Raw genomic sequence first — 6997 nt, 5'->3', positions numbered from 1 at the left:
CCTAAACTTCAACATTCAAAGTACGCACCAAAAAAGCCCATTTATCTGCGGCTTCTTCGATAATTTTAGCAGTGGGTTTACCTGCACCATGCCCTGCCTTAGTCTCAATTCTAATTAGCGTTGGCGCATCACCTGCGTGATTTGCTTGCAAAGCGGCGGCAAATTTGAAACTATGAGCAGGGACAACGCGATCGTCATGATCGGCTGTGGTAATTAAGGTTGCTGGGTAAGCTGTATCTGGTTTGATGTTGTGTAGTGGCGAATAAGCATACAGCGCTGGAAACTCTTTTGGATTATCTGCTGAACCATATTCGGAAGTCCAAGCCCAACCGATGGTAAATTTGTGGAACCGCAACATATCCATCACGCCGACTGCTGGTAAAGCTGCACCAAATAAATCGGGACGTTGGGTTATACAAGCACCTACTAATAAACCGCCGTTACTACCACCTGCGATCGCTAGCTTCTCAGTCTTAGTATACTTATTAGCAATCAACCACTCAGCTGCACCAATAAAGTCATCAAAGACATTCTGCTTTTTATCCTTCATTCCTGCTTGATGCCATTCTTCACCGTATTCTCCACCGCCGCGTATATTAGGCATAGCATAGACACCACCCATCTCCATCCACACCAAAAGACTCACAGAAAAACCAGGTGTCATTGAGGCATTAAAACCACCATAGGCATAGAGATAAGTCGGGTTATTTCCATCTAAGTTTATGCCCTTTTTATGAGTGATAAACATTGGTATTCTAGTACCATCTTTGCTATAATAAAAGACTTGTTTAGTTTCGTAATCATCAGGATTAAAATCTACCTGTGGCTGGCGGAAAATGGTACTTTTACCAGTTACCATATCGTAGCGATAGATAGTTCCTGGTGTGGTGAAACTGGTGAAACTATAAAAAGTTTCGGTATCATGACGCTTCCCTCCAAAACCTCCGGCTGAACCGAGTCCAGGTAATTCTACCTCACGAATAAACGCACCTTTGAGGTCAAAAATTTTAATTTGGCTGTGAGCATCTTTGAGGTAATCAGCAACAAATTGGTTATTAAGTATGCCTACACTTTCCAACGTTTCTGCTGATTGGGGAATGATTTCTCGCCAGTTTTCTGGCGCAGGGTTTTTGGTGTCAATGGCAATTACTCGTCCCCGTGGTGCATTTAAATCCGTGCGGAAATAAAACACGCTATCATCATTGTCGATAAAGCTGTAATCTGCCTCAAATTGGTTAATTAGTTCTACGACTTCAGCATTAAGGTTATTCAAATCTTTAAAGAAAACCAAATTTTTAGAGTCAGTTCCTAGCCAAATTGAAATTATTAAATAGCGTCCATCTTCAGTAACACCGCCACTAAAACCCCATTCCTTTTGATCGGGACGATGATAAATTAGTGCATCTTCTGATTGGGGTTTACCTAGTTGATGATAGTAGAGCTTTTGATAATAGTTAACATCTTCTAATTGAGTTTTTTCATTAGGCTCATCGTAGCGGCTGTAAAAGAAACCTTGATTATCATGTGTCCACGATGCACCAGAAAATTTAATCCACTTCAGATGGTCTTGCAGGTCTTCACCAGTTTCGACATCGCGTACTTTCCACTCTTGCCAATCAGAACCAGAGGCGGATAGGCCGTATGCTAAAAGTTTACCATCCTCGCTAATAGACAATCCTGAAAGAGCAACAGTACCATCTTCTGAAAGTTTATTAGGGTCGAGTAAAACTTTGGGTTGGTCGTCGAGGGTTTTTAGAGTATAGAGGACACTTTGGTTTTGCAGTCCGTCATTTTTGAAATAAAAGTAGCGTTCACCTTCTTGAAAAGGGATGCCATATTTTTCATAATCCCAAAGTTTGGTGAGGCGCTGTTTAATTTTTTCTCTGGTAGGAATTTCACTCAAGTAGTCAAAAGTAACTTGATTTTGTGCCTCAATCCAAGCCCTTGTTTCTTCAGAGTCAGGATCTTCTAACCATCGGTAAGGATCTGCGACTAAAGTACTGTGGTAGTTATCGACTTGATTACTTTTGTGGCTGGATGGGTAGGTGAGGGGTTTTTTAGAGGAGGGCATAATCTCAGGTCAAAAGTGCTTCTTTACATACTACAAAGATAGACCCAAGACGTGGAGCATGTACTGACTAAACCTGCGGGAAAATTCCAATTGAATCCCAAAGATTACCTACTTAATCGCAGTGATGGTTAGGGTGGGGTAAAACTAAAGCTAAAACCTTAGTAAATCAGGTTTGGGGTGAGGTCTTTTTTATGTCTACTCAACTGAAAATCGCTGTATGCAAGAAATCTATTACATCCAACCGAGAATTCATTACAGATTACAGCATAATCAAACCCAATCGCACACCCACAGCAACAGCCTCGGTGCGGCTGGAGACACTGAGCTTTTGAAAAATGGATGAAAGATGAAATTTAACCGTATGCTCCGAAATGTGTAAGCTTTTAGCGATCGCTTTATTCCCCAACCCGGAACCAAGCATACCTAAAACCTCTATCTCGCGTGGTGTCAAGGTTTGTACAGGATTCGCCACCACTTTTTCCCGGATAGATAATAATTCTACAGCATCCGGGTGCAGCACCACCAAACCAAAAGCGATCGCCTCCACAGCAGCAACAATTTCTGACTCTGTACTAGTACTGGGCAATATCCCCCGGATACCAGAACGTAACCCCGTCTCTAAGTCGATGCTGTCGAGATCCTCAACAATGACGATCATTCCTAATGGATATTGCTGTTCTTGAATAACCGGCAATTTTTCCCACACCGATTGTTGAACATTGCCACTCAAATCTACCAGTACCACATCTGCTTGTAATTGCCCAACTTCCCTAGCCAATACATCCAAATCGGATGCACTACCCACAACCGTCAGCCGAGGATTGGTAGTTACCACAGCTGATAACCCTGCCCGTACAACAGGGGAAGTGGCAACTACCATCACCCGGATCATGTCGCCTCCACAGCAGTTTTCCCAGACTGCACCTCAACATAAATTACGAATTGCTTCCCACCGCGTAGGAGTTGTAGCGGCACAGATCCTTTACTTTCATGGAGATATTTAGTTAAATCATTCATGCTAGTGAATAATCGCCCCGAAACTCCAATTAAAACATCGCCGATTTGCACACCAGCAGTTTCTGCCGCACTGTTAGGTAGAATTGACAACACCAATAAACCCAAGCTACGCCTACTTATAAGCACAGGTTGCAGTGTAACTCCTAGTTGCGGACGACTATTTCCCTGTAAAAAACGCTCAACGGTTTTGCTGGGAACTGCCACAGCCAAACCATTAACAATCATCGTATTAATTCCCACAACAAGGCCTTGACAATCGGCAAGTGGCCCTCCAGAGTTTCCAGGATATAGCTGCAAATCAGCCATAATAGCCCGTGGATTATTTGCATAAATAATTCCAGTTGTCACAGCACCACTCTCAGCAAACGGATTACCCACCGCTAAAACTAATTCACCCACTCGTAGCGCCTCAGAGTTACCAATAGTTGCAGCAGTTAAATTAGTGGCGACAATTTTTAAGGCTGCTAAATCCTGCTGTGGATCAAATTGTGTACGCACCGCATCAAATATCCTTCCGTCTGCCAATTCCACAGTTGCGCGGTTGCTGGTTGCAACATGGGCATTAGTAATAATTAGTCCGTCAGATTGCCAAATTACACCAGAACCGACTCCCAGAGAGCCGCTTTTCACTTTAACAGTGCGATCGCGTAGTTTAGCAGCTACCTCTGTTAATTCAGCAGCGATGTTAGTTAATGTTGTGTTTGCCATGTTATACAATTTTTCCCCATGTCAAAATAGAATCGGTGATGTCCTTTGTCATTTGTCCTTTGTCCTTAAAAACACAAATGACTAATGACTAATGACTAATGACGGTCTATACGGAGTTTGTGCAATATATAGGCGCATTAGCTTAGTCAACCCAACTTTAGAAAGCAAATTTTGACAGTTCCGAGTTCAGAAGCTCAACGTTCGAGTAAAAAGGTCGAAGTTCCGAGTTCAGAAGCTCAACGTTCGAGTAAAAAGGTGGAAGTTCCGAGTTCAGAAGCTCAACGTTCGAGCAAAAAGGTCGAAGTTGCGAGTTCAGAAGCTCAACCTTCGAGCAAAAAGGTCGAAGTTGCGAGTTCAGAAGCTCAACCTTCGAGTAAAAAGGTGGAAGTTCCGAGTTCAGAAGCTCAACCTTCGAGTAAAAAGGTGGAAGTTCCGAGTTCAGAAGCTCAACCTTCGAGTTCTAAATTACGAATTACGAATTACGAATTACGAATTACAAAGGTCGTTCGCCAACTGCGATCGCTAACTCAACTAACACTCCACCCCGGACAACTTGCACATTGACAGTTTTACCGATGCGATCGCTACTATTGAGCAGCGCCAATACATCACCTGTATCGCCCACAGTTACGCCATCGAACCTTACCAAAACATCGCCAAGCAACACACCTGCATTGTCAGCAGGCCCAGTTGGCTCAACATTAACGACAATTACCCCAGTTGCAGAAGTTAAATTGAGAGCAGTTTTCAGGTTCTTAGGTAAGCGTACAGGTTGCATTCCCACACCCAAGTAGCCTTTTGAAATGCGTCCTTTTGCTACTAATTGATCAACCACGCGATCGACTGTAGCAGTGGGAATAGTCAAAGCAGTACCACGCCGCCCCGATGTATTCATGCCTACAACAAAACCAGCAGCATCTACAAGCGGCCCACCTGCAAAACCAGAGTAAAGGGTGATGTCTGGGCGGATGAATTGGTCAATATTTCCGCCATTCATACTGCGCCAAGCACCGCTAACCACACTCACCGCACCCATCGCTGCCCTTAAATCACCTTCGCTACCTCTTGCCAGTCCTAACACGAGATGACCAACTTTAAGCGTTTTGGCATCGCCAACTTTTGCCACAGGAATTTCTAGATTTTCTAGTTTAAAAACAGCGATATCAGTGCTAGAGTCATGACCAATGAGTGTTACTGGTGCAGTACTACCATTTGATAAAGTGATGGTGATGTCGTCATAGCGCTGGAGTGACTCATCAGAGGTAACAATGATGCTATTACGCCAGTGAATACCACTTGGGGAAACACGATTACCCGCATTTACCGCAACCACAGCACCTCCAGCTTGTTCTACGGTATCAGCTAAACTGTTGGATAAAGCCAGTAATGAAGACATAAGATTTTTGTGCCAACTTTTTTAGATGTTCATATCGTCTCGTTTTATCAACACAGATGGCATCGGAAAAATGGGGAGAATTCATCCTAGAAAAATGGCTAGGATTTATATAGCAGTCCTAAATCATTTGTGAAAATTATATATCTCTTTTTTCTTTCTTCTCTTTGCGTCCTTGGCGTTCTTGGCGGTTCGTTTCCTTATATATATTTTTCACGACTCATTTAGGATTGCTATATAGCAATCCTGAACCATTCGTGAGGAAAAAGATCCGCGAATTCTCAAATAATTTGTGGTTCTGCGGGTTGCAATTCTCACAAATCAAATAGGATTACTCAATACCAGTATTTTTTAAATCATCTGCTTCGTTGCCATCCCGCCTTGGAATAAATTCCGAGGCTAATAGCTAAAGTCCTCTCAAGAGGACTAAATACAAGATTTGAAGTCATGTACGTGGCTATCCTCGGTGAAAGGAAAAATCTTAGTCCACTAAGCGTGGACTTACAGCTATTTTCAGGTAAATAGACTACGCGGTAGGGGTAAAGCGCATTGCTCATTGGTGTCAATTTAAGCTAAAAATCGCTTATCTGTTGGCTTCCACGCCCGCCCAGAAATGAATTTCAGCGGCTCCTAGCTAAAGTCTACTGAAGTAGACATAATATTCGTCCTAGCGCACCTCAAATCTGGGGTGGTGCATAACACACTATAAAAGATTTGAAATTTTGCACTTTTGTAATAAATCTGTATAGGCTGAGTCATTCACACTAAAAAGCGCTCTCCAAAAGGGGAGCGCTTTTTATTTAGTTTAATAAATAGCTAGCAGATATAAAGCTGCAATTAGCCAGATGATGCTAGATTAACTTTGACAACTTTATGAAAAAAGTGAAGGTTTAAAACCTCGCCCCTTGTGGGCGAAACAGTCTTTGTATCCCAAGGTAGGTAGAAACCCCACCCCTTGTGGGTGGCTTGATTCAATTGCGAATTGCGAATTGCGAATTGCGAATTGGTTTCATTCTTTTCTTCTTCAGCTTTGGGTAGCGTCAGGTTCAAGATGCTTAGAGGTTGTTTGAAAAGTGTTTCGCTATGATTTGAGGTACTTTTAGATCCCCCCTAACCCCCCTTTTTAAGGGGGGAACCGGAATCAAAGTCCCCCAATTTATCGGCGAGTCAGTGCAGTCTTCTCCCAAGGGGAGACGCTTTAGCGCATGGGGGTTTCCCCCATGAGCAACTGGCGTGGATTTAGAGGGATCTAAAACTTTTGATACCGACAAGAGGACTTTTCAAACAATCTCTTAAAGCTTGCAACGCGTAGCGTATCCTACAAATTTTTAGTAGATTCACGCAAATAATAATAATTCGACCTGTTGTATTTTTTGAATTTCACAGAGATAAGATAATAAGAGATTCCCCACAAACTGCTGATAACAGATATGTCAACAAGTTGGATTTACCTTATCGTCGCAATCCTCTTTGAAGTTTTAGGCACAACTTGCATGAAGTTATCGCAAGGGTTTACTAAAATAGGCCCTTCCATATTAATAGCTGTCTTTTACGGACTTTGTTTTACTTTTTTGACCCTTGCTCTCAAGAAACTTGAAGTCAGTGTGGCTTACTCTGTCTGGGCTGGATTGGGAACTGTCTTAATTGCTATTATTGGTATTCTCTGGTTTCGTGAATCTGCCACACTTATCAAACTCATTTCCATCGCCTTAATAATCATCGGGGTAATAGGCATAAATGCAAGTGGGGTACCGTAGGGGAGCATCCCAATTTTGCACAAAGGTGTAAGTCAAAAGACAGCGATTAAT

The 6997-nt window shown here is 42.7% G+C and carries 6 protein-coding genes; 2 read left to right on the top strand and 4 right to left on the bottom strand.

Annotation, left to right across the window (positions count from 1 at the left end; genetic code table 11):
• Position 1: 1 nt before the first annotated feature.
• The 3 genes from LC574_RS18945 to LC574_RS18935 form a co-directional block, all read right to left on the bottom strand.
• Complete coding sequence (locus LC574_RS18945) at positions 2–2071, bottom strand: prolyl oligopeptidase family protein (RefSeq protein ID WP_229454938.1); 2070 nt, start codon at positions 2069–2071, stop codon at positions 2–4.
• A gap of 259 nt (positions 2072–2330) precedes the next feature.
• The gene (locus tag LC574_RS18940; protein ID WP_229454937.1) at positions 2331–2963 is read right to left on the bottom strand and encodes a response regulator transcription factor; all 633 of its coding nucleotides are present in this window, start codon (positions 2961–2963) and stop codon (positions 2331–2333) included.
• Complete coding sequence (locus tag LC574_RS18935) at positions 2960–3796, bottom strand: S1C family serine protease (protein WP_229454936.1); 837 nt, start codon at positions 3794–3796, stop codon at positions 2960–2962. Before LC574_RS18935 ends, LC574_RS18940 begins: the two co-directional genes overlap by 4 nt.
• A 171-nt stretch (positions 3797–3967) precedes the next feature.
• Here LC574_RS18935 and LC574_RS18930 point away from each other — a divergent pair, with 171 nt between their 5' ends.
• On the top strand, positions 3968–4360 hold the full coding sequence (locus LC574_RS18930; protein ID WP_229454935.1) for a hypothetical protein: 393 nt from the start codon (positions 3968–3970) through the stop codon (positions 4358–4360).
• Here the strand turns inward: LC574_RS18930 and LC574_RS18925 are convergent.
• Positions 4290–5192, bottom strand: a complete 903-nt coding sequence (locus tag LC574_RS18925; RefSeq protein ID WP_229454934.1) for a S1C family serine protease — start codon at positions 5190–5192, stop codon at positions 4290–4292. The two genes, LC574_RS18930 and LC574_RS18925, sit on opposite strands and share 71 nt — an antisense overlap.
• Before the next feature lie 1427 nt (positions 5193–6619).
• Here LC574_RS18925 and LC574_RS18920 point away from each other — a divergent pair.
• Positions 6620–6946, top strand: coding sequence for a multidrug efflux SMR transporter (locus LC574_RS18920; RefSeq protein ID WP_229454933.1), 327 nt, complete (start codon positions 6620–6622; stop codon positions 6944–6946).
• Positions 6947–6997 lie beyond the last annotated feature (51 nt).

The sequence above is a fragment of the Nostoc sp. CHAB 5715 genome (assembly GCF_020829685.1).
Taxonomy (GTDB): Bacteria; Cyanobacteriota; Cyanobacteriia; order Cyanobacteriales; family Nostocaceae; genus Nostoc.
The sequence above is the reverse complement of the archived record's forward strand: the minus strand, read 5'-3'. Positions and strand labels throughout refer to the sequence as shown.